The following is a 22,442-nucleotide window of genomic DNA, read 5'->3' on the forward strand; positions in this document are numbered from 1 at the left end:
CGCTAAGGCAGCATTCGACAGAACCGCTGCGTTTTTTTCTATATACTGATAAACTACGAAAAGGTGAGATCTATGAAAATAAAAAAACTGGTAAAATTGGCACCAATGATGCTTCTTACCTTCCTGCTCGGACTTTCCGGCTGTTCCGGCAGCACCTCCGCAGATGCGCGGGTCAACGACCATCCCAACGAAGCAGACGAAGAGCTGCACGTTCTGACCATCGGAACTGCCGACAGCGGCGGAACCATGTACCCGGTTGGCAGTGCCATCGCCTCTGTTTTAAGCGGACATGATGAACAGCTCAAGGTCAATTTAAGCGCCTCCAACGGTTCCTACACGAACGTGGAAAATATCAAAAACGGACAATTTGATATGGGACTGGTCAGCGGCGATGTGGCATTTTCCGCCTATCAGGGAACGGACGAATTTTCCGGTCATCCGGTCGAATCCCTGCGGGCGATCGGGGCCGTCTATTCAAGCCTGTCCACCTGGATGGCGCCGGAATCCGAGCATATCTCCTACGTTCATGAACTCGCCGGACACCACATTGCCGTCGGACCAGAAGGATCCACCACGGAGCTTTCCGCCCGCACCGCTCTCAAGGCAGCCGGGCTCAATATTGCCAACACTGCCCTTGAAAACTACAGCTTCTCCGCCAGCGTGGACTCTGTCTTAAACGGTAAACTCGACGCCGTCCACAGCTTCGCCGGAATCCCGGTCCACAGCCTGACCGACCTGGCCAGCCAGACGCCCTGCCGCCTGCTGGAGTACACTGACGAAGAACTGCAAAAAATTCTTGCAGCCAGCCCCTTCTACGTCCGCGCCACCGTCCCAGCCGGTACCTATCCGGGACAAACCGAGACACTGAAAACCTTCGGAATCAAATGCCTTCTCTGCGTGGACGCATCCATGGACGAACAGCTGGTCTACACCATCACCAAGATTCTCGACGAATCCCGTGAAGAACTGATCAGCGCCCACCCCTCCTTAAGTAACTTATCTGATCCGGAATATATATGCAGCCAGCTTCCTATTCCGCTGCATCCGGGAGCTGAGAAATATTATACGGAACAGGGGCTGTTGAAAACAGAGTAACATGATAGCAAACAAAAACAGGTAACACCAAAACCTGGCGCATGGACGAATTTTCCTAAGACAAAAAACCAGGGCTGCAGCATTCCGCAGTCCTGGCTTTTTCGATGCCCGATTACCTGATTATTTTTACTTCCGGATCTCCCGCAGCAAATTCACCATCTCGATTGCTCCCATCGCGCAGTCAAATCCCTTATTTCCGCTCTTTGTTCCCGCTCTCTCGATCGCCTGCTCGATCGTATCCGTCGTCAGCACACCGAACATAACCGGCACGCTGCTTGCCAGAGAAACCTGTGCGATTCCTTTCGAAACCTCGCTGCACACATAATCATAATGGCTTGTGCTTCCACGGATAACTGCACCCACGCAGATCACCGCATCATACTTTCCGCACTTCGCCATCTCCGACGCAATCAGCGGAATCTCAAAAGCACCTGGAACCCACGCAACATCTACATCCTCCTCCGAGACATTGTGACGACGCAGCGCATCCTGCGCGCCTGCAACCAGTTTCGAGGTGATAAACTCATTGAATCGTGCCGCCACAATTCCGATCCTCATATTATTTTCCGCTACTACGTTTCCTTCAAATGTACGCATAAGTACCATCCTTTCCGACGATCTATTTTCGCCTGTCACTTTTTCTATTTAAAATTCAAAATATGTCCCATCCGCGCCTGCTTCGTTTTCAGGTAAAATCCATCATACGGCGTTGCCTCCATCTGAATCGGCACGCGCTCCTTGATTTCCATGCCAAAATCCGAAAGCTGATATACCTTATCCGGGTTATTGGTCAGAAGACGCAGCGTCTTGATTCCCAGATCCTTTAAAATCTGCGCCCCAATGTAGTATTCCCGCAGATCGCCCTTAAATCCCAGCGCCAGGTTCGCATCCAGCGTATCCATGCCGCCATCCTGCAGCTTGTAGGCGCGCAGCTTATTTAAAAGCCCGATGCCGCGTCCCTCCTGCCGCATATAAAGGAGAACGCCTCGTCCCTCTTTCTCAATCTGGGTCATCGCCGACGCAAGCTGCTGTCCGCAGTCACACCGCAGGGAACCAAATGCATCGCCGGTCAGGCACTCCGAATGCACGCGGCAGAGTACATCTTTCCCATCTCCGATATCGCCCTTGACGAGTGCCACATGGTGTTCTCCATTTAAGAGATTCAGGTAGCCATACGCGCGGAATTCGCCGTATTTCGTCGGCATCCGCGTCTCTGCCACACACTCGACCAGCTTTTCATGTCTCTTGCGGTACTCCTGCAGCTGTTTAATGGAAATCATCGCCAGACCCCATTGTTCTGCCATCGCAAATAATTCTTCCGACCGCATCATCGTTCCATCCTCGCGCATGATCTCGCAGCACAGACCGCATTCCGGCAGCCCTGCAAGCCGCATCAGGTCTACCGTCGCCTCTGTGTGACCGTTGCGCTCCAGAATGCCGTTTTTCTTCGCCATCAGCGGAAACATATGTCCCGGACGGCGGAAATCCTCCGGCTTTGTGTCCGGATCCACGCACGCGCGCGCCGTAATACCGCGCTCCTCGGCAGAAATACCGGTGGTCGTCGTTTTATGGTCGATCGATACGGTAAACGCCGTCTCATGGTTATCCGTGTTATCCATCACCATCTGTGGGAATTGCAACTTCCGGCAGATTTCTGCGCTCATCGGCATACAGATTAAGCCCTTCGCATGCGTCGCCATGAAATTGACATTTTCTGTCGTGGCAAAACTTGCCGCGCAGATAAGATCGCCTTCGTTTTCGCGATCCTCGTCATCCGTAACCAGGATTAAATGTCCCTGTTTCAGCTCGTCCAGAGCCTTTTCAACTGTATCAAACTGCTTCATTGTTCTCCTCCTCTATTAAAATCCATATCGCTGCAGAAATTCTCTTGTCATGCCCTTTCCTGCCTTATCCTCTTCTTCTACTCCCATCAGCTTCGCCACATACTTTCCAATGCAGTCATTTTCCAGATTGACGATATCGCCTGCCCTCTTAAACGCAAGCGCTGTCTCCTGCAGTGTATGCGGGATGATGGAAACGGAAAATGATACGTGATCCACCCGTGCGACCGTCAGGCTGATTCCGTCGATCGCGATCGATCCTTTTTCCACAATCAGCCGCAGAATCGGTTCTGGGGCCTGAATCGTATACCAGACGGCATTTCCGTCCCGGCGCACATCCCGGATGGTTCCAGTTCCATCGATGTGACCGGAGACGATATGTCCGCCAAACCGTCCGCCCGCCAGCATCGCCCGCTCCAGATTGACCGGGCTTTTGACACCCAGCGCCCCCAGGGACGAACGGTTCAGCGTCTCATGCATTACATCCGCACAGAAATAATCTCTCCCAAATGACGTGACCGTCAGACACACACCGTTGACCGCAATGCTGTCGCCCAGATGAACATCCGAGAGCACCTTGGACGCAGCAACCGTCAGCCGTGCCGAGACTGCCTGGCGCTCAATCGCACGGATCCTTCCCACTTCCTCTATGATTCCTGTGAACATCTTTTCTCCTTTTCAAATCAGCGATTTTTTCCCGTTCTAACACCGCCTCATGCATCTTGACCGGACACCTCATATTCCAGCAGCAGATCCTCTCCCAGCCACACTGCCTCCGGCTTTTTAAGAAGAAATGCCTCCGGCGGCGCATCCACACCGGTTCCCCTCACCGGGGTCGGGGCGCCTGCACCTCCGAAAATCTTCGGAGCAATGTACGCCTGCACCCGGTTCACAAGCCCTGCCTTTAAAAACGACCATGCCAGCGTCCCGCCGCTCTCGACCATCACGCTGTCCACTTTCTCCTCGCCCAGCCGCTGCATCATCGCCTGCAAATCCAGTTCTCCCTCTTTTGCCGGGACACTTAAAACACGACAGCCGGCGTCCTCATATGCTTTCTTCCTTCCGGCATCCGATACCGCCGTCACAATCCAGGTCGGTGTCTCCCGCGCGGTCTGTACCACGGTCGATGAAAGCGGTGTCCGAAGCTTCGTATCTGCAATCACCCGGATCGGATTTTTTCCTCCCGGAATCCGGCAGGTCAGCTGCGGATTGTCCGCCAGCACCGTCGAAACGCCAGTCAGAATCGCCATATAACGCCCGCGGTCCTCATGCACCCGCTTCCGCGCCGCCTCGCCCGTGATCCACTGGGATTTACCCGACACCGTCGCTGTCTTTCCGTCGAGTGTCATCGCGTATTTCAGCACCGTAAACGGAAGTTTCGTCCGCATGAAATGAAAGAACACCTCATTCTGCCGTTCACACTCTCCGCGTAAAACTCCGGCCACCACTTCCAGCCCCTTTTCCCTCAGAAGCCGGATGCCGCGCCCTGCCACCACCGGATTCGGATCCGTGCAGCCGACAATCACGCGCTTCACCCCGGATGCCAGCACCGCTTCCGTGCACGGCGGCTGTTTTCCGGTGTGGCAGCAAGGTTCCAGTGTCACATATAAATCCGCTCCCGCCGTCTCTTCGCCCCGCTCTGCCGCATTCTTAAATGCCTCCCGCTCTGCATGAAGCTGTCCATATCGTGTATGATATCCCTCGCCGATGATGCGTCCATCCTTTACCAGCACCGCGCCGACCATCGGATTCGGATTGACCCATCCGTGCCCTTTTTCTGCCAGTGCTAACGCCTGCTTCATATATTCCCGATCCTGTGGCTGCTCACCGGGAACCTTTACATGGATTCGTTCCATCTTTTTCCCCACCTTTCTATCAAAAGAATGTGCCAAGGCACATTCTCGCACCGAACGCGGTCGCCTGCGACATATTTCTGCTTCGCGCAAGTGTGCATCCTCACGGAGCGTTTTTTGTTTCATATGATACAATTTTCTATTGAAACAAAAAAGCCCTGAAATGTGAAATACTTTTATTTTCACATCTCAGGGCTTATAATTTCTATTTTATAATATCTTTCATGATATTAATTATCGTAAATATTTTTTATACATCCTTTCTCGATGACTTTTCTCCCTCTTTTGCCATAGCGGTATATATCCGCCATATCCATCATCCGGGGGAGTGTATCTGGAAGCTTCCCGGCACCGCCGTTTTTATTTACGTTTTTTCTTCTTTCATCCAGACTATACAGTCGGTTTTGGAATTGCACCAAATCATGCGCCATGCGCTCGCGGACTTTACCGCCGGTCGGGAATTACACCCTGCCCTGAAGATATCGTTATTTTGTTGTCATTCATTATCTGTATTGCATTATAGATCCAGAGAATCCGTTTGTCAATCCATTATTTTTTTCATTTATTGATTGATGACAACGTTATCTGACACACATTTTCAGCCATTTTAAGCGCCGCTTCAAGTGTCTGCTTCCACTGCTTTCCCGTTCAATTTAGCGCGCTCTACACAGCGCCCCATAATGCGCCCAATCAAAAGAAGATACACGATCACCGACACCGTCGTTCCGCCGAAATCCGATACCACTTCTGCGTAGAAAACATTTTCAACTCCCGCAAACACCGGAATCAGGAACACGCTGACCAGGTACAGCAGCTTCCGGAACATTGACAGCGAGATCGCCACCGACGGCACACCCATTCCGGTAAATCCATCCACGACCTCATACTGGACTGCCAGCGGAATAATCCCCATCGTGTAGACCCGGATCGCCCAGACGGTTAATTCCACATAGGAATCATTGCGCGTAAAGAGATAGACAAAATACCTCGCCAGCGTCCGGGAAAACAGGAACATGATGCTGCACTGCACCACCGCCAGCAATGTGATATACCTCTGTGCGCTCCGGATCCGATCCGGGCGTCCCGCGCCGAAATTGAAGCCCAGGATCGCCCCCGTTCCCGATGTAATGCCTCCGAGCGGCATCGTCACGATCAGCATAAAGCTCTGCACGATTGTCGTACAGGTCAAAAGCATATCCGACTCCGCGCCGCCATGCATCTGAATCACTGTATTAAGCGAAATGATCAGCACATTGTCAAATGCGATAATCAGAAATGGCGACAGTCCCATCAGCGCAATCTTACAGACTGTCTTCACCTGCGGACATTCAAATTCAAGCCGCAGAAGCACGCGATTTCCTCGCAGAAAACGAAGGACAAAGGCCGCCGACGCAAACTGTGACAGAACCGTGGCAAACGCCGCCCCCGCCACGCCCATGTCAAACACAAAAATAAACACTGGATCCAGCACAATATTCGTTACCGCACCGAGCGCCACCGAAATCATTCCGATCCGCGCAAATCCCTGGCAGATAATAAACTGGTTCATTCCGATCGAAAGCAGCGCAAAGACCGTTCCCAGCAGATAGATCGTAAAGTACGATTCCGCATACGGCAGAATCGCCTCACTCGCACCAAACCGCGTCAAAATTTCTCGTTTAAATACAAACAGAACCAACGTCAGAACCGACGACAACCCGACAATCATCCAGAAGCTGTTTGCCAGAATCTTTTTCGCTTTCTCATCCTGCCCCTCGCCCATACGGATGCTCATGAGCGGCGAGCCGCCCAGACCGACCAGATAGGCAAACGCGGAGATCAGCGTCACAATCGGTCCGCTGACGCCGACGCCCGCAAGCGCCGTCTCCCCGATCACCGGGATATTTCCAATATAGATTCGATCGACCACGCTGTAGAGCACATTGATAAACTGCGCCAGCATCGAAGGAATCGCCAGACGGAGCACCAGCCGCCGGATATCGTCCCGCCCCAAATCATTTTCTATCTTCATATGTATCCCACCTCCGTATGAAACCCGCCCTGCTGTTTTGTTTTCATGTTTTCTTAACTTTTCCTCCCAGAACTGGTTCCATGCGTGTTTCTATCGCCAGAGTCTACTCCCTCTTCTGTCGTTACTGTTCACACACGTGTGCCCAGCAACGGGATTTTGTCGATGCTGCGCATTCCAAATCGGCAAAATCTGCTGCCAGAACTGTATCGTACGGAATTTTCAGTTCAGAAAATTCCTGCCTGTGAACAGTTACCCTCTGTCCTTTATACCGTCTGCCCGCCAAAATGTCAATGAGATATTCCTGATAAAAATTACCCCTTTTTTGTACAGTAAAAAGCGCCGGCACTGCAAGCAGGTCCGGCGCTTTTTACCCAATATCGGTTGCTGGTTGTCAACCGATACCGAAAAGATCCCAGCAGAAAATCTTGGACAGTTCGTAACGGAGTGTAATGCATCAAGGAATTTCGAGTAACTTGATTTTTTTTGTTCGTCTCTGTCCGCGTTCTTCCGCGCGGGAATGATTTTCATCCGTTCAATAAGTTAATGCGCTGCATACGCATTTTATTGCACGTTAATCAAAAAAATTTTAAAAACTTTTTTTGATATAGACTATTTTATTATGAAAACCTGTTTTCGTCAAGTTTTCAGGGGTTAAATTATTACAAGTTGTTACAGGAAAATGTATTTGAGAACGAAGAGCACCGCCAGCACATACATCAGCGGAGTGATCTTCTTTGCTTTTCCTGCTGCCACATTCAAAAGCACATAAGAGATAATTCCCATGGAAATACCCTCGGAAATGCTGTAGAACAACGGCATGGCGATGATTGCCAGATATGCCGGGATTGCCTCGGTGATATTGTCCTCATCGAAACGAATTTCGGTTACAGTTCCCACCATCAGGAAGCCAACCATGATTAATGCCGGAGCCGTCGCAAAGGACGGGATCGCCGTAAAAATCGGTGCAAACAGGGTGGAAAGCAGGAACAGGAGTGCCGATACCAGGGCAGTCAGACCGGTACGTCCTCCGACTGCAACACCCGATGCAGACTCAACGAAGGTAGTCGTTGTGGAAGTACCTAATACCGCACCAAAGGAAGTTGCGATCGCATCTGCCATCAGCGCCGGACGGATACCCGGAAGACGGCCTTCCTCGTCCAGCATGTCTGCCTTGGTTGCTACACCAATTAATGTACCAAGTGTATCAAAAATATCTACAAACAGGAATGAGAAAATAACTACGATAAAATTGATAATTCCAACTGCATCGAAGTCAACGGTAAAGCATTTACCAAATGTCTCTCCCAGTTTGGAGAAATCGGTGATTCCCAGGGTCGGGAACAGGGTGTAGAAACCATTCTCTACGTCCGGTGTGTAAATGCCGGTTACCTGGCACAGCATACCGAGAATCCAGGTTCCCAGAATGCCGTACAGAATCGCGCCCTTTACACGGTAGGTGTATAAAACCGCCATGATAAACAGACCGATCAGCGCCAGCAGCGCGCAGATACCTGCGGTATGGAAATTTTCCGGGAAGCTGATGATCGTTACCAGTGTGGAAGAGTCTACTGAAAGTCCCGCATTCTGAAGACCGATAAATGCGATGAACAGACCGATGCCGACGGACACACCGCGCTTTAAAGTCAACGGAATCGCATTGAAGATCGCCTCGCGCACGTTTGTCAGAGACAGCACGATGAAGATCAGACCCTCTGCAAATACAGCCAGCAGTGCAACATGCCAGCTATAGCCATAGCCCGCGCACACCGTATACGCCATATACGCGTTGAGCCCCATGCCTGCGGACAGAACGAACGGCAGGTTCGCCATAAATGCCATGCAGGCAGTACCGATGAATGATGCCAGAGCCGTAGCCAGAAGCACCGCAGTCGGGTCCATGCCGGTCGATCCGAGGATGCTCGGATTAACTGCCAGAATGTACGCCATCGTCATAAAGGTCGTAATTCCAGCCATGACTTCCGTCTTTACGGTCGTCTGATGCTCGGATAGCTTAAATACTTTTTCAAACATCTTTTCTTCTCCTTGTGTTTTTCATTCTATGATTCAACCGCTACAAAATCTCATGAAGCGGACGGCGCACCTTTTTGCGGGTGATCTCCACCAGCCCAAGCCGCGTCATATCCACCAGGATCGTTTTGACCGGATCACGGGAAAGCTCTTCCCCGAGCGTCCGCATCAGCGTCTCCTGATCTTCTTTCGATTCCATATCGATAAAATCCACAATAATAATACCGGAAAGATTCCGCAGGGAAAGCTGGCGCGCCACCTCATGCGCCGCCTCCAGATTAATCTTAAGAATGGTCTCCGCCGGTGTCTTCTTGCCGGTGTATTTCCCCGTATTGACATCGATAACTGTCAACGCTTCCGTAGGTTCAATCACAAGATATCCACCGGATTTCATCCAGACACGGCGATCCGACGCACTTTTAAGCACCGATTCCAGGCGGTACAGCTTCATTAATGGAAGGTTCTCATCTGTATATAGGGACAATTTCGGAACCGCCTGTTTTATGCTTTCATTTTTATCTGCCTGGGTCTGATTTTCTTTTTGTTCCTTGTCCTCTTCCTTCTCTTCCTCCAGCCATGCCTCAATCTTCTTCGCATACTCCGGCACATCTGTGATGATCTCCGAAAGGGTTCCTTTCTTCGCATCCCTAAGACTCTGGATATAGGGCGGCGTACCCTGCTCTAAAAGGCTGTAACAGGTGCGGCAGGCTGCCCGGGCAAAAAGTTCTTCCATCTGCTGTTTCAGCTTCTCCGTCTCGGCACAGAGTGTTTCGATGGAAGCCGACGCCCCGTTCGTCCGGACAATCAGTCCAAAACGCTCATCCTTATGTGTCAGAAGTTCCTCCCGCACCTTCTCTTTCCAGGCATTATCCTTGATTTTTGCCGAAAATCCGATCTGCGGTTTTCCAACCGTCAGAACCATATAGGTTCCCGGAAAATTCAGACAGCAGGTCACGGACGGATCCTTGGTTTTCAGGGCGTCGCGGGACACCTGGACGAGAAGCTCGTCTCCAGCTTTTAGTTTCCGTGGACTTACTTTCTTCTCAGAATTTCCAGAATATCCGAATGAACATAGCTGGTTCAGCTCGTCTGTATAAAGCGGAACCGGGTTTTCCGCCAGGCTGAAATATCCGGTTTTTCCACCGCCGAGGTCAATAAACGCGGCGTTGATGTTTTTTACCACATTTTTCACCTTGCCGATGTAAATATTCCCCAGCAGGCTTTCATCGCCAGATTCCAGCGTCAGCGACCGGCAGTGCCCGTCCGAGAGGAGCGCCGTCAGGCTTCGATCCTTCCATTTTGTCACTATTAACTGATCCAAACTCTTCGTCTCCTCTCTTTTTTGCTGCCGTTCACACTTTGCGCTACCTGCAGCCGGATTTTGCCGGCGCTTCGCATTTCATCTCTTAATGAACATTGAAGCATTTACACAATCTCGCTTCCATACGCCTCCAGCGGCACATACTCCGGTGCACCCTCGGCGCCCTCGTCCGCATACAGCTCCTCGCGCTGGACCTGAATAGCAAACGGGCGGTAGGTCAGCCCCAGGCTCTCATAGAATGCCTGCAATACCTGCTCCGGCTTTCCGTTTGCCGCACTGCCCGATAAGAGGCGCAGGAAGACACAGATTCCTTCTGCCTGTTTTTCCTCCTCAACCGTCTCATTTTCCAGATCCGGATACCAGTCTGCGACCATCGCCGGAACATACTCTTTCCGCTCTGCGATTCGCGCCTCACAGATCAGCGGACGCAGATCCACGGTTCTCTCGCCCTTTTTCGTCTGCTTCACAAACGGAATTGTCTCGCTTTTGCAGAATGTCAGGAATTTCCCGAAAAATTCTTCTACACTGCTGCCGTCCTCCGGTTCAAATCCCTCTTTAAACCAGAATGTGTAATCAGCAGCTGCCACCAGCGACATCGCATTCTTTGCCGTCTCCGGAAGCTCGCGGTAGCTGAGCACCTCCAGCCCCTCGGCGCTGACCTCATTTAAGCGGCGCACCATCCCGGTCGAATTTCCGCTGGAATTGACATCAATATCCACATACTCCGCATGGCTGATAAGCCCCACGCTGAGCGGAGACGCAAAGGACATGATCTGGTGCGGGCTGAATCCTTCGCTATAACGGATATCCACTTCCGCCCGGCGCATCACCTTCTGGAAGTAACGCATCACGTCCAGATGACCGATAAAACGCACCGTTCCCTGTTTTTGAAATTTAATTCGTATTTTCATGACCGCTCCTTCCTCATGCCCGTTCTTCGAAACAGACTCCGCCGCCGTACTTACGGACACCACATCCCGAACAGCGCATCCGGCAGTTCGGCGTTACCGTTTCCGCCTGTGCGTTCGCCCACTCGCGTTTCAGGAAATCCTTCGTCACACCCGCGTCGATGAAATCCCACGGGAACACTTCATCAAGGCTTCGCTCACGCGTCGTATAGAAATCAATGTCCACGCCGCAGGTCTCAAAGGCCTTCATCCAGATATCATTGTTGAAATACTCGGACCAGGAATCGTAGATTGCACCTTTGCGGTACGCCTCCTCGATCACAGCTGCCACCTTGCGGTCGCCGCGCGCCAGAACACCTTCCAGCACGGTCACATCCGCCTCATGCCAGTTATAGCGGAGACTCTTCTTATTTAACATCTCCTTCATGCGGTGGTTGACGATGCTTGCACGCTCCAAGAACTGCTCTTTCGTGCACATCGGCGCCCACTGGAACGGGGTAAACGGCTTCGGCACAAAGAACGAGGTGCTGGCGGTTACCTGCACCTTGCCATGGCGCTGTTCCTTCGGAACCGTGTCATAGTACACTTCCGCCACCTTCTCCGAAAGCTCGGCAATGCCCTGCATATCTTCCACCGTCTCGGTCGGAAGTCCCAGCATGAAGTAGAGCTTTACGCGGTTCCAGCCGCCCTTGAACGCCTCGGCGGAACCATTTAAAATATTTTCCTCGGTCAGACCCTTGTTGATAACGTTACGCAGACGCTGGGATCCCGCCTCCGGTGCAAAGGTCAGGCTGCTCTTCTTCACGTCCTGCACCTTGCTCATGACATCGAGGGAAAATGCGTCAATACGCAGGGACGGCAGGGACACATTGACGCCCTTTCCGTCAAACTCGTCAATCAGGAAATTGACGATTCCCTCCAGCTTCGTGTAATCACTGGAGCTCAGCGAACTCAGCGAAATTTCTTCATGTCCGGTGCTCTTTAGCATCGTCCGTGCCAGACGTTTCAGTTCCTCCAGGCTGCGCTCGCGCACCGGGCGATATACCATGCCCGCCTGGCAGAAACGGCATCCACGAATACAGCCGCGCATGATCTCAAGAACCACACGGTCCTGCGTCGCGCGCAGATACGGAACCACCGGCTTCTCCGGATACCAGGTATCGCTCATATCCATGACAAGCTGCTTGGAAACGGTCTGCGGCGCGTGCGGGTTGTTCGGGATCATAGCCTCGATCGTGCCGTCCGCTTTATAGGACACGTCATAAAATGCCGGTACATAGATTCCTGGAATCTGTGCCGCCATCTCTAAGAATTCCTGACGGCTGCCGCCGCGCGCCTTGATCTCCTTGTAGCGGTCGATGAGGTCATAATACACCACCTCTCCCTCACCCATGTAGAAGAGATCGAAAAATGGTGCAATCGGCTCCGGATTGTAGGTACACGGACCGCCGCCGATAACGATCGGATCCTCCTCGGTACGATCTTCTGCATGGAGCGGAATCTGTGATAATTCCAGCACCTGCAAAATATTGGTGTAGCACATTTCGTACTGGATTGTAATTCCAAGGAAGTCAAATTTTTTGATCGGATCCTGGCTTTCAACAGCAAACAGAGGAATCTTCTGCTCCCGCATGATCGGATCTAAGTCCATCCACGGGGAATAAACACGCTCACAGTAAACGTCATCCCGGCGGTTGAACATATCATAAAGAATCTGGATGCCCAGATGGGACATACCGATCTCGTACACGTCCGGAAAGCACATGGCAAACCGGACTGCTACCTTCGACGGATCCTTCTTCACCATATTCACCTCGCCGCCAATATAACGCGCCGGCTGGGAGATCTTGAGAAGGATTTCATCACTTAATGCTAATTTTCTCATAAAATTATTTTTACCTACATTTCTCATTTTTTGCGATGTGTTCATCGCTGTTTTTTAGTTCTTTTTTTGTTCTTCTCCGTAAGCGTAAAAACACAAATTCTTGTCAAGTATTTTTTTGCAGACAGTTTACATAACTTTTTTCACTCTTACAGCAAAAAATTGTTTCTGAAATACGCACAATTCTGATTTTTCATTTTTTTACGGACAAATCTGTTGCATATGTGCAGATCAGACCGCATTATTATACGGTATTTCCCGCGTTTCCGCAACAGATTCTTTCCCGAAAGAAATCTTTCGAACTCCTATCATCGAACTTTTTATCAAGTTTTCCGAATATTCATCAAATCCAGGAACCTCAAATAACATCGGCTCGATGAGCTTTGCCGTTCCCATGACCAGTACGCTTTTCAGCGCACCAAAGTCCGGGGGCTTTTCAAAGACAGCAAGACTGACATTTTTATTCCTCTCAAGTCCTATGAACTTCTCGCCGCCTTCTGTAAAAATCCAAAACTGGCCATCGTGATAGCTATATTCCAAGAGAGTACATCGCACATAGTCACCGATTCCGGCAGCTAATGCACATACTACATTGCCGTGAAGGGACTCCAGAACCTCCATTTCATTAGTTCGCTTAGCGCGAACTTCTGTATTGTCTGATTCAGAACAAAAAATACCCCGTTGGTTTTGAGGTAAATTGTTATCAGCTTACCACATATATTGTTCTTTTCAAATATTCCGCAAGCATATATAACGGAACATTTGTCAGCCAGTCTTCCTGCTTATAATTTGACATACTGCTACGAATCGCCATGCCCGGCTTATATTTATCGCAAAATGCCCTCAAACTCCTGGCACGGAGATTCTGTTCTGCCTTCACCTCAATCGGAACGCAGTCTAAATCTCCCTGCAACATAAAATCTATCTCTCCAGTTGATCGTGCTGTTGCAAAATAATAAAGCGGATATCCTGCAGCGTGTAACTCCTGTGCAACATACTGTTCCGTAAGTGCCCCCTTGAATTCTTCAAAGATCCGGCTTCCCTCCAATAGAAGTCTTGCTGATAGTCCGGCCTTTGCGGTTAACAATCCCACATCGAACATGAACATTTTAAAACTGTTCATTTCCATGTACGCAATCAGTGGAATATCTGGCTTTGATACTCTATAGCTTTTCAGGATTAACCCTGCATCTTCCAACCACTGAATTGCAAGTTCAAAATCTTTTGCCCGTGCACCCTCTCGTAGTACTCCATACATAAACTTACGATTTTCCTTAGCCAATTGGGAAGGAATCGAATTCCAGACCATCATGATGCGCGGAACAACTTCCTTTGGCGCATGTTTGCTAAAATCCTCTTCATAGTACTGCAGAAGATTGTTTTGGATCTCACGTACCTCAAATAGATCATCGGAATCAATATATGTCTGGACTACTTCTGGCATTCCGCCCACATAATAATACTTTTTTAACAAATCCGTATATTTCCCGGCATATGCATTGATCAGTTCATAATCTTGGGACCTCAACGCTTCATGCAACCCCTTTTCACCAACTGCCAAAATGAATTCATTGAAGCTCATAGGGCATAATTTTAAAAAATCAACTTTCCCAACAGGAAAGGATGTTCCCTGATGTAATGCAACACCGAGCAGGGAACCAGCTGCAATGATAGAATACTGCGGTGCATTCTCATAGAAATATTTTAAAGATGCCAGCGCCTTTGGTGCTTCCTGGATCTCATCAAAAATAATCAATGTATTTTCAGCCTGAAAACTCTTTCCGTACTCAATTTTGATTGCAGAAAGGATCCGCTTTAAGTCAAAGTCTAGGTCAAATACATCCTTCATTGCTTTATTATTATCAAAATTGATATAGACTGTATTTTCATAGAACCTGGCTCCAAATTCCTTCATAATCCAGGTTTTTCCGACCTGGCGCGCTCCTTGTATGATCAGCGGCTTTCTGTTCTTTTTATTCATCCATCGTTCCAGTTTCGTAAACAGCTCTCTTTCCATTAAGAAACCTCCTGCGCAACATATACATCCAAAAGCATCTGCATTCTATCTTAACACTTTTCAGGGCATATTTCCATTGCTAAACAGCATTTTTGCGGACATTATTTTATTATAAATCACATTTTTTCGATTAATATTATTATAATTCCAACATTTTTTCGGACATATTCATTCTTCCAGAAGCGCCCATTTGACGGCCTCCAGATAGACCGAAAGCGTTTCTTCTTTTTCGTGTTCCAGAAAATGGGGGAAGGTTCCGCTTGGAATACAGTTGATTTTTATAGCCATATGTAAAGTCTTTTTGTATTGCAAAAAGCTATACCATAGATATAAGGATTCCAATCAGTATGCTTCCCGCACCGTCCAAAGACATCAAAAATGAGGTGTCCTATACAGCCTGATTGGGTAAAAAAATACCCCTTTGGCTTCCCAACGAGGCATCGAAGATTATAATGTTTTAATTTGATTTCTGATTTCAGAATGTAGATGCATTCTTGGATTTTTATTCACTTTACAGTCCAATCATATAAAATTATCCCTGGTATCACTCCAGGAATCACTGAATCAGAAACAGGCAGAATACACAGAAGATGAATTATTCTTCCATACAGAAAATAAAAATGGTCGTATTTTTCTCGAGACGACACCGGAAGAATATCTGATTCTCAGCGATCCGATTCATACAGATGACCATCAGAAAATCATCCAGGCTCTTTGCCGCCACATCGGTTACTGCAATGCCCACGCTCTAAATGCCGGTCATCCTTATGGAGCCATGCTGGATGTGGCAGATTTACGAAAAAATCATCTGAATACCTATGCTTATTTTTTCACAAAAGTTATAACAAAACCGAAAAATCACCCCTATCACTTAAAACCGACCGGAACCTATGCAGTTGCTTACTTAATGGGAAATTACTATGACTCGAAAGACACCTACGAAAAACTCTTTGATTGGATCGATGAACACAAGTTTAAAACCGGCAAATACTCTTATAAAGAGGCTGTGATCGACGAATTGGCCACAGCCTCTCCCAGTGAATATCTGACGAAAATATCGATACAAGTGTTTTAACCCTGCCGCTTCATCGCGTTTCCTCCGCACTGCCTTTACATTTCTCATAAGCAAATAGCGCCGCTCCCAGCGCACCGCAGAGCTGCGCCTCATCACAGATATAAAGTTTAGCACCAAGCTTCTCTTCCAATGCCTGGATGATACCCTGGTTCTTCGCCACACCGCCGGTCATCATATATTCGCCTGGATGATCCTTTCCAAGGCGGGCTGCCAACGCGCCGACTTTTGAGGCAACTGACACATTTAAACCGTGGATAATATCTGCCACATCCTTATTCTGTGCCACCAGCGACACGACCTCCGACTCTGCAAACACCGTACACATGCTGGAAATCACGATATTATGCTTCCATTCCAGCCCTTTCACACTCATTTCCTCCAGGGAAAGTCCCAGCGTTTTCGCCATCATTTCCAGAAAACGTCCCGTTCCGGCGGCACATTTGTCATTCATCAGGAAATTTTTCACGGCTCCCTGCCCGTCGATGCTGATCGCCTTGATATCCTGCCCGCCAATGTCGATGATAGTGCGGACATTCGGATTCAGATAATTTGCGCCCTTGGCATGGCAGGTAATCTCCGTGATGCTGTCATCCCCGCTGTCAATGTAGGATCGTCCATATCCGGTCGTATCGATCCGCACGATCTCCTCTTTCTTAATTCCCGCTTTCTCAATCGCCAGATCCAGACTCTTCTCGGCGCTCATCATCGCACCGCCGCCGGTCGGAATAATCATCGTCGATTTAATTTTTCCATCCTGATCCAGTATGACCACATCCGTACTTGTCGAACCGCTGTCGATTCCCGCTACATAAAAAATGCCCGACTCCATCTTCTTTCTTGCCTCCTCACTGATACCTTTTCCCGGATCCATATCCTCTGATCCCTCGATCGTCTCCTCAAATGCCTGAATGCGCGTCAAAAGCTGCCCCGCGCTCTGGCTCGTAAAATCAGTCTCAATCTTAAGGAGCGGAACCTTGATATCCCGCTTGATACTCGCATACTCAAATCCATAATAATCACAGAACTTGATCGTGTGATAAATAATTCCCTTTAAATTCGGATCCAGATACAGACGGTTTCTGCGGATCGAACGGTTCATGCGGAAACACGGCATCTGTCCCAGCAGGACGTCCGCATAAGAAAGAAACAGCTCCTCTTCCTCCATATTCCACATTTCATCCTGTACGACCGACAGTTTCCGACCACCCGTACAGGTCAGATTTTCCACATCCATCTGGATGTTGTTCCGGATCATATCCTCCAGAATGCCGCTGACCCGCACGCCCAGCACACCAATGTACGGCTCCGTGTTCATTTCCGGCGTAATAAAGGACTTGATAAAAGCGCGTTTATCAAACACTTTCCCGGAATATGCCTCATATGCCTTTTTAAGCTTCCGGATCGTGCCCGCAAATTTCACTTTTTCACATTCATTATCATCATGCGGCAGATCCAGCATATATAAAAACTTACATTTTCCCGTGCTCTCCACGATATCGTAAACGCGCCGCATCGAATCGCAGCAGTTTACCAGCACCAGCTGTTCAACCTTTCCTTCCAGCACTGCCTGAATGACCGATTTTCCAAAGCCGCACAGATTTGCATGTGCAATCTGATCCGACTGTTCGAAATTTTCCGGCATTTCCTCCAAAACAGAACATTCTTCTCCAAACCCCCGGAACAGCTCGATCGGGGTGTACTTACAGACGTAATAAATCATGCGTGTTTCTCCTCCTTGCCCTTTTCCAGCATTTCCACAAACGCCTGAAGCCGCGTCGATACCTGACCGTCGCTGGTATTAGCAGGGTTGCAGCCGTCACCGTCGAGAATCATCGTCGGAAGTCCTGTCTTTTCTAAGGACTGCTTAATCAGGCTGGATGCACCGATCGTTCCCTTACAGCCCCAGTGGGCAAATAAAACAGCACCATCCGCTTCCGTGATTCTGGCAAGCCGTTCCGCTTCCTCAATTCTCTGTTTCACACTGCCGTTGTAAATGCAGTAGACCATTTTCTCTGCCATCGCCTCATACGGGTCTTCCGCATGCATCTCCTGAAAACCATCTGCGATGAAATCACAAGCGCGGATGTGCATTTTCTTACTATAATTAAAAATATCCTTAACCGGCTCCTGTAAAAATGGCATGATGTGCATCCAGATTACCGAAAGACCATCTCCCCTCGGTGACATCCGCACATCGCGCAGAAGTTTTTCCGTATAGGTAACCGCCGTCTCTGAGCCAGCCATCAGATGGCACATAAAAAGCGCATACAATTCATTCGTCAGAGAGGTCACCGGGTCATGCGCACACCGCAGGGCAAGCTGTTTTTTATAATTCGCTGCCGCTTTCCGGCTGTTATCTACCGCACTCCGCACTGTTTCCTCCGAAATCCGTCTGCCCGTCGTCTCCTCCAGAAACCGTTTCAATTTCCGCAGCTGATCCGCCACATACAGAACCGATTCCCGGTTTTTCTCATACGGAACATCAATATAAAAGCCTGGACATTCAAATTTATCCTTTAAATAAGGAAACGTCATCATATTTCCATCACACGCAAGGTTCGTATAAATCATGCAGTTCGGTTTTGGCAGAATTCCCGTCAGCGCCGCCCCCAGAAACACCCTGTGGTACGAACACATCGTCTCCGGAAATCCTTCTTCCTCCGTTTTCCGAAGAAACGTCTGCTCACACTTCGTTCCCGCCATAAAACAGGACATCGCCTCCACTGAGTACGGCGTCAGCCCTGCCGCCATCACCAGCTCTCCCGGCACAAATATGCTGACCATCGCCGCATTCTCTGGTTCCGACAGCGACTGAATGATATTTTTCATAACCACCCGCGCCACATACTGTCCCGACGACGGCAGCCCCCGATCCGGCAAAAACTGAAGCTTCTTTTCCTGCAGGCGGTATCCCGCAAGAAGCAGCCGACGCGCTTTTTCCGGATCCTTAAGCGCCTGGCTGCTCACCCTATTTCCAAATTTTTCAATTACATCCATTATTCTTTCTTCCATTCTTTTAAGTTCATTTTTCTGTCATATCGCCCTGATGCAGATGGATATGGTTCCGCGCCTTTGCAGGCAAACGGACATTCTTTATTATAGTCAGTTGGATGGGAATTGTAAATATATCGGATATGAAATGCGAAACAGCGGGGGAGAAGAGCTTTACGCCTGTGACAAAATCATCTATATTCCAAAAAACTGAGCAAACAACCACTTATCATTTCCCACAAATTCTGGTGACCGTTTTTCAATTTTTAAGACCTCAATATGATCAAAGAAAAGCGGCTGACCTCCCGATCAACCGCTTTAAATAACTCTTTTACCTATTATCTTCCCGCCTCTTCATCCCAGCTGCCGTCTTCTTTCACGTACCAGCCGTCCGGTGTCCGGCGTTTTGAATACATGATGCCGGCACTGCCGTCTTGATTTGAATTCAGATAATACCATTTTCCATTGATGAACTGCCATCCTGTAAGCATACCCTGGTTTTCGTCCATATAGAACCATCCCTGGTACAGGGTGTCATAGATCCAGCCGGTACTCAGATATCCCTCAGCGCCAAATGCCCACCATCTGCCGTTGACTTTTTCCCAATGAAATGCACCGGTATTGCCCATAGGCCAGGTGCCGTCACTGTAGCGGAGCCACCAGCCTCTGGCATCCTTTATCCAATGGCTGTAACCGTCATTCACTGCCTGATTCGATGCACCGGTGATAACCCCCTGCTCCTCGCTGCGGTAGCCTTTCTGGCTATCTTTGGTTACTGTGCCGGAACTTACGCTGCTGCTTTTTCCACTGCTGCCTTTTCCGCCGCTGCCTTTTCCGCCGCTGCCTTTTCCGCCGCCTGAATGACTGCCTGAGCTTGAAGGCGCTTGCTGAACCGTCACATTGACTGTTTTTACAGCATCATTGAAATTGGCCATCGAAGCTTTCACATATACCTGATAGGTTCCCGCATCTGTAAAGCCCGGGATCTCACTCTGGTAATCCACTCCATTCTTAGAATAAGTAAATACCACTGCATCCGGACTCACATTTGAAAGACCGGTTTCCACAGATGCATGGATCTGCGGTTTCTGTTCGGTACCATTATAGGTAAGCGGATCTGCCGATACAGTCATGGATGCAAAATCACGTGCTACGATATTGCCTTTGATAGATGTGCTATTTTCTGTCAGCTCATAATTCTTTGCATTGTCACCTGCTAACGTGATATTTGCCGCCTCAATATTGTGCTCTCCAACATCCGCACTCTGATATGCCAAATTCACCTGGTCAGCACGAACATCCTGAGAATCAGGAGTACCGGAATCACTGTAAAGCTGAACGGATAAATTCTGCTCCTCCCTAATATCTGTCGTTCCATCATAGACTTTATCGAAAGAGCCTCCGGTTATCCGCGCATTTAATTTACACTTGTCGATTGTAAATATAGCTGTATTCGATTCATTCTTATAATTTCCCTGTCCCAACAGATGGACAGTGTATGTTCCAGCATCTTTTCGCTCTGTAACTTCCCTATTATCAGTTCCTGTCCAATATGTCCAATATTTGATTGTATAATCCGCCTTATTCACTTCATCTCTGGAAGCTCCCTGCCAGTTCTCAACCACTTTGATCTCCGGGTTCCGGGATTGACCATTATAAATGACGTTCTCTGGTTCAAGTGTTACTTTTGTATCTGTAAAACTCCGTTGGGTAATATTTGTTTGGTTGCGAGAGCAAAATATCTTCGACTTGTAATTATCTACTGTCACTCTTACAAATACAAACTGATCAGACTCTGCAACCTTCACAATCCTCGGACACTCCGACTTCCACTGAGCTTCTTGTAAATCACCCGTACTATTTGTACTCTTCAGCTGATATTCATATCCTGCACCATTAGGAATACCACTTACGCTAATGGCAGCTGCCGGATATCCTTGGCCTCCCCTATATTCACCGCTGGCAGCCGTTACGCTCAAGTTCCAGGAATCAGGAAACTTTGCTTTATTAACCGTCAATGTTATATAAACCGGTTTTTTTCCGGCTTCATATAATCCACTTTCCTGTGTATTCACCTTGATTTTAAATACACCAGCCTTGGTCACCGTCAACTGACCCGTTTTCTCGTTAATCGTTCCTTCTCCTTTATCACTTCCTGTATATTCAGCAAGTTCATATTGCAGGTTTCCGGCTCTATCCGGTTGATGAATACCCGCAAGGCTTGGAACATCGATCGACATATTTTCGCTATAATCTCTACTAATTTCCGCTGTATAACCTGTAATTTGATCCGGTTTCTGCTTTAAATCATCGGGCAGACTTCCGTTTCCGCTGATTGTGCCTTTATTGATAAATGTTCCGTCTTTTTCTTTTACAAATGGACCGTTTGAAACAAATTCTCCTTCATTGGTAAGTGTGCCACTATTAATTGTCGTACTTCCGGAGGTTACCTTTCCGCCACTTGCAACAGTGAAGGAACTATCCTTAGTAATATATAATCGATCCGTAATCAGTTCGTTGGCTCTGATCATTGCAGGTTTACCCCTCTGCACAAATCCTGTTCCACCATTATCAGCACTTGTTGAAATTGTTCCACCTGAAAGTTCAAAACTACCCTCATTCTCAATTCCGGGTTTCCCACTTCCAGTTGCCGTTAATGATCCACCCGTCATCCGGAAATTTCCACGGACAAGCACGCCATTCTTGCCTGTTCCCGCAGCAGTAACAGCGCCTCCGTTAATATTTAAAATTCCATCGCTTCCCACAACAATGCCTCCTGAGAATGGATCGCTATTGTTTCCCGCATCGGCAGTTGCTTCTATCGTTCCACTTTTTATCGTCAAGATGCCTGCGACCACTATTCCGCTGGATCCATCCCTACTTGTTCCTGTCGTTGGAGAATTCTTAGCTGTCAAAGAAGCGGGTGCTGTTCCTTCCTTAATCGTCGCGCTTACATTTTCCTTAATTTTGAGGCCAACTCCTCCAACACCTTTCCCTTCTCCCTCTAATACATTGCTTCCATTTAATACTATCTCCCATGTTCCCCTGCTTAACTCAAGATTCTGTATGGAAGCACCCGTCATTATTAATCGAAACCTATCATTTTCTAAACTAGTAACCCTTATATTATGCTGATTCAATAGATCCATTACATCGTTCTTATAACTAGAAAACCCACTCTCATCATAGGCAAGGCCTTTAGAAGGTTCCCCTTTTTCAAAATTTACATTTAACACAACATTATTAGGATTATATACCGTCAATGCCGCCTGGTCTCCTGTCACAGATACTTCCACCACCAGCGCCTCTGCATCTTCCGCCAGTTCATATGCCTCCGGCAGCTCTGCTGCAAACTCATAGGTGCCTTCCAGCGGCCAGCGGCCTTCTTCATCCTGCACATACTCGTTACAGCTCCAGCCA

17 protein-coding genes and 1 riboswitch are annotated in these 22,442 nt (G+C 48.7%); of the genes, 2 read left to right on the forward strand and 15 right to left on the reverse strand.

The features are described from left to right. Window positions 1-72 precede the first annotated feature (72 nt). The gene (locus DXB70_RS11150; RefSeq protein WP_117795945.1) at window positions 73-1,095 is read left to right on the forward strand and encodes a TAXI family TRAP transporter solute-binding subunit; all 1,023 of its coding nucleotides are present in this window, start codon (window positions 73-75) and stop codon (window positions 1,093-1,095) included. Between the two features lie 126 nt (window positions 1,096-1,221). On the opposite strand, the gene ribE is transcribed toward DXB70_RS11150, so the two are convergent. From ribE to DXB70_RS14175, 12 genes are all read right to left on the reverse strand, one after another. After that, window positions 1,222-1,692, reverse strand: a complete 471-nt coding sequence (gene ribE, locus DXB70_RS11155; protein WP_022359479.1) for a 6,7-dimethyl-8-ribityllumazine synthase — start codon at window positions 1,690-1,692, stop codon at window positions 1,222-1,224. Window positions 1,693-1,736: 44 nt separating this feature from the next. Next, window positions 1,737-2,939 (reverse strand): bifunctional 3,4-dihydroxy-2-butanone-4-phosphate synthase/GTP cyclohydrolase II, encoded by a 1,203-nt coding sequence (locus DXB70_RS11160; protein ID WP_107001076.1) that lies wholly within the window; start codon window positions 2,937-2,939, stop codon window positions 1,737-1,739. A 15-nt stretch (window positions 2,940-2,954) separates the two neighbouring features. Next, window positions 2,955-3,602: a riboflavin synthase gene (locus DXB70_RS11165; RefSeq protein WP_118471970.1), complete on the reverse strand. Its 648-nt coding sequence runs from the start codon at window positions 3,600-3,602 to the stop codon at window positions 2,955-2,957. Window positions 3,603-3,649: 47 nt separating this feature from the next. After that, window positions 3,650-4,792, reverse strand: coding sequence for a bifunctional diaminohydroxyphosphoribosylaminopyrimidine deaminase/5-amino-6-(5-phosphoribosylamino)uracil reductase RibD (gene ribD, locus DXB70_RS11170; RefSeq protein WP_118673327.1), 1,143 nt, complete (start codon window positions 4,790-4,792; stop codon window positions 3,650-3,652). Between the two features lie 366 nt (window positions 4,793-5,158). Further along, window positions 5,159-5,274, reverse strand: a riboswitch (FMN riboswitch). A 134-nt stretch (window positions 5,275-5,408) separates the two neighbouring features. After that, a complete protein-coding gene (locus DXB70_RS11175; protein ID WP_118673328.1) occupies window positions 5,409-6,800 on the reverse strand; it encodes an MATE family efflux transporter in 1,392 nt (463 codons plus the stop codon). A gap of 669 nt (window positions 6,801-7,469) precedes the next feature. Next, window positions 7,470-8,831, reverse strand: coding sequence for an NCS2 family permease (locus tag DXB70_RS11185; protein ID WP_022359656.1), 1,362 nt, complete (start codon window positions 8,829-8,831; stop codon window positions 7,470-7,472). A gap of 40 nt (window positions 8,832-8,871) precedes the next feature. Next, the gene (locus tag DXB70_RS11190; protein WP_118673330.1) at window positions 8,872-10,149 is read right to left on the reverse strand and encodes a ribonuclease E/G; all 1,278 of its coding nucleotides are present in this window, start codon (window positions 10,147-10,149) and stop codon (window positions 8,872-8,874) included. Window positions 10,150-10,253: 104 nt separating this feature from the next. Continuing rightward, window positions 10,254-11,060, reverse strand: coding sequence for a TIGR03936 family radical SAM-associated protein (locus DXB70_RS11195; RefSeq protein WP_118673331.1), 807 nt, complete (start codon window positions 11,058-11,060; stop codon window positions 10,254-10,256). A gap of 13 nt (window positions 11,061-11,073) precedes the next feature. Next, window positions 11,074-12,942 (reverse strand): TIGR03960 family B12-binding radical SAM protein, encoded by a 1,869-nt coding sequence (locus DXB70_RS11200; RefSeq protein ID WP_118673360.1) that lies wholly within the window; start codon window positions 12,940-12,942, stop codon window positions 11,074-11,076. A 228-nt stretch (window positions 12,943-13,170) separates the two neighbouring features. Continuing rightward, window positions 13,171-13,560, reverse strand: coding sequence for a pyridoxamine 5'-phosphate oxidase family protein (locus tag DXB70_RS11205; protein ID WP_118492320.1), 390 nt, complete (start codon window positions 13,558-13,560; stop codon window positions 13,171-13,173). An 82-nt stretch (window positions 13,561-13,642) separates the two neighbouring features. Continuing rightward, window positions 13,643-14,956, reverse strand: coding sequence for an ATP-binding protein (locus tag DXB70_RS11210; RefSeq protein WP_118673332.1), 1,314 nt, complete (start codon window positions 14,954-14,956; stop codon window positions 13,643-13,645). Between the two features lie 595 nt (window positions 14,957-15,551). Further along, the gene (locus tag DXB70_RS14175) at window positions 15,552-15,701 is read right to left on the reverse strand and encodes a hypothetical protein (RefSeq protein ID WP_181357220.1); all 150 of its coding nucleotides are present in this window, start codon (window positions 15,699-15,701) and stop codon (window positions 15,552-15,554) included. A gap of 39 nt (window positions 15,702-15,740) precedes the next feature. On the opposite strand from DXB70_RS14175, the gene DXB70_RS11215 reads away from it, so the two are divergent. Continuing rightward, on the forward strand, window positions 15,741-16,031 hold the full coding sequence (locus DXB70_RS11215; RefSeq protein WP_147354052.1) for a hypothetical protein: 291 nt from the start codon (window positions 15,741-15,743) through the stop codon (window positions 16,029-16,031). A gap of 10 nt (window positions 16,032-16,041) precedes the next feature. On the opposite strand, the gene DXB70_RS11220 is transcribed toward DXB70_RS11215, so the two are convergent. The 3 genes from DXB70_RS11220 to DXB70_RS11230 all read right to left on the reverse strand — a co-directional run bounded on the left by DXB70_RS11220 (window position 16,042) and on the right by DXB70_RS11230 (window position 22,420). Beyond that, a complete protein-coding gene (locus DXB70_RS11220) occupies window positions 16,042-17,751 on the reverse strand; it encodes an acyl-CoA dehydratase activase (RefSeq protein WP_118673334.1) in 1,710 nt (569 codons plus the stop codon). Then, entirely contained in the window at window positions 17,748-19,028 is a 1,281-nt protein-coding gene (locus tag DXB70_RS11225; protein WP_118673335.1) for a 2-hydroxyacyl-CoA dehydratase family protein, read from the reverse strand. Before DXB70_RS11225 ends, DXB70_RS11220 begins: the two co-directional genes overlap by 4 nt. A 332-nt stretch (window positions 19,029-19,360) precedes the next feature. Beyond that, window positions 19,361-22,420 (reverse strand): YDG domain-containing protein, encoded by a 3,060-nt coding sequence (locus tag DXB70_RS11230; RefSeq protein WP_118673336.1) that lies wholly within the window; start codon window positions 22,418-22,420, stop codon window positions 19,361-19,363. Window positions 22,421-22,442: the final 22 nt, after the last annotated feature.

The organism is Clostridium sp. OM05-5BH (assembly GCF_003481505.1).
Classification (GTDB): domain Bacteria; phylum Bacillota; class Clostridia; order Lachnospirales; family Lachnospiraceae; genus Otoolea; species Otoolea fessa.

Bases quoted from the DNA above. Each gene is read 5' to 3' on its own strand.
- DXB70_RS11195 (WP_118673331.1), bottom strand. From the start codon at position 11,060: ATGAAAATACGAATTAAATTTCAAAAACAGGGAACGGTGCGTTTTATC.
- DXB70_RS11200 (WP_118673360.1), bottom strand. From the start codon at position 12,942: ATGAGAAAATTAGCATTAAGTGATGAAATCCTTCTCAAGATCTCCCAG.
- DXB70_RS11205 (WP_118492320.1), bottom strand. From the start codon at position 13,560: ATGGAGGTTCTGGAGTCCCTTCACGGCAATGTAGTATGTGCATTAGCT.
- DXB70_RS11225 (WP_118673335.1), bottom strand. From the start codon at position 19,028: ATGGATGTAATTGAAAAATTTGGAAATAGGGTGAGCAGCCAGGCGCTT.
- DXB70_RS11150 (WP_117795945.1), top strand. From the start codon at position 73: ATGAAAATAAAAAAACTGGTAAAATTGGCACCAATGATGCTTCTTACC.
- ribD (WP_118673327.1), bottom strand. From the start codon at position 4,792: ATGGAACGAATCCATGTAAAGGTTCCCGGTGAGCAGCCACAGGATCGG.
- DXB70_RS11185 (WP_022359656.1), bottom strand. From the start codon at position 8,831: ATGTTTGAAAAAGTATTTAAGCTATCCGAGCATCAGACGACCGTAAAG.
- DXB70_RS11220 (WP_118673334.1), bottom strand. From the start codon at position 17,751: ATGATTTATTACGTCTGTAAGTACACCCCGATCGAGCTGTTCCGGGGG.
- DXB70_RS11175 (WP_118673328.1), bottom strand. From the start codon at position 6,800: ATGAAGATAGAAAATGATTTGGGGCGGGACGATATCCGGCGGCTGGTG.
- DXB70_RS11210 (WP_118673332.1), bottom strand. From the start codon at position 14,956: ATGGAAAGAGAGCTGTTTACGAAACTGGAACGATGGATGAATAAAAAG.
- ribE (WP_022359479.1), bottom strand. From the start codon at position 1,692: ATGCGTACATTTGAAGGAAACGTAGTAGCGGAAAATAATATGAGGATC.
- DXB70_RS11160 (WP_107001076.1), bottom strand. From the start codon at position 2,939: ATGAAGCAGTTTGATACAGTTGAAAAGGCTCTGGACGAGCTGAAACAG.
- DXB70_RS11165 (WP_118471970.1), bottom strand. From the start codon at position 3,602: ATGTTCACAGGAATCATAGAGGAAGTGGGAAGGATCCGTGCGATTGAG.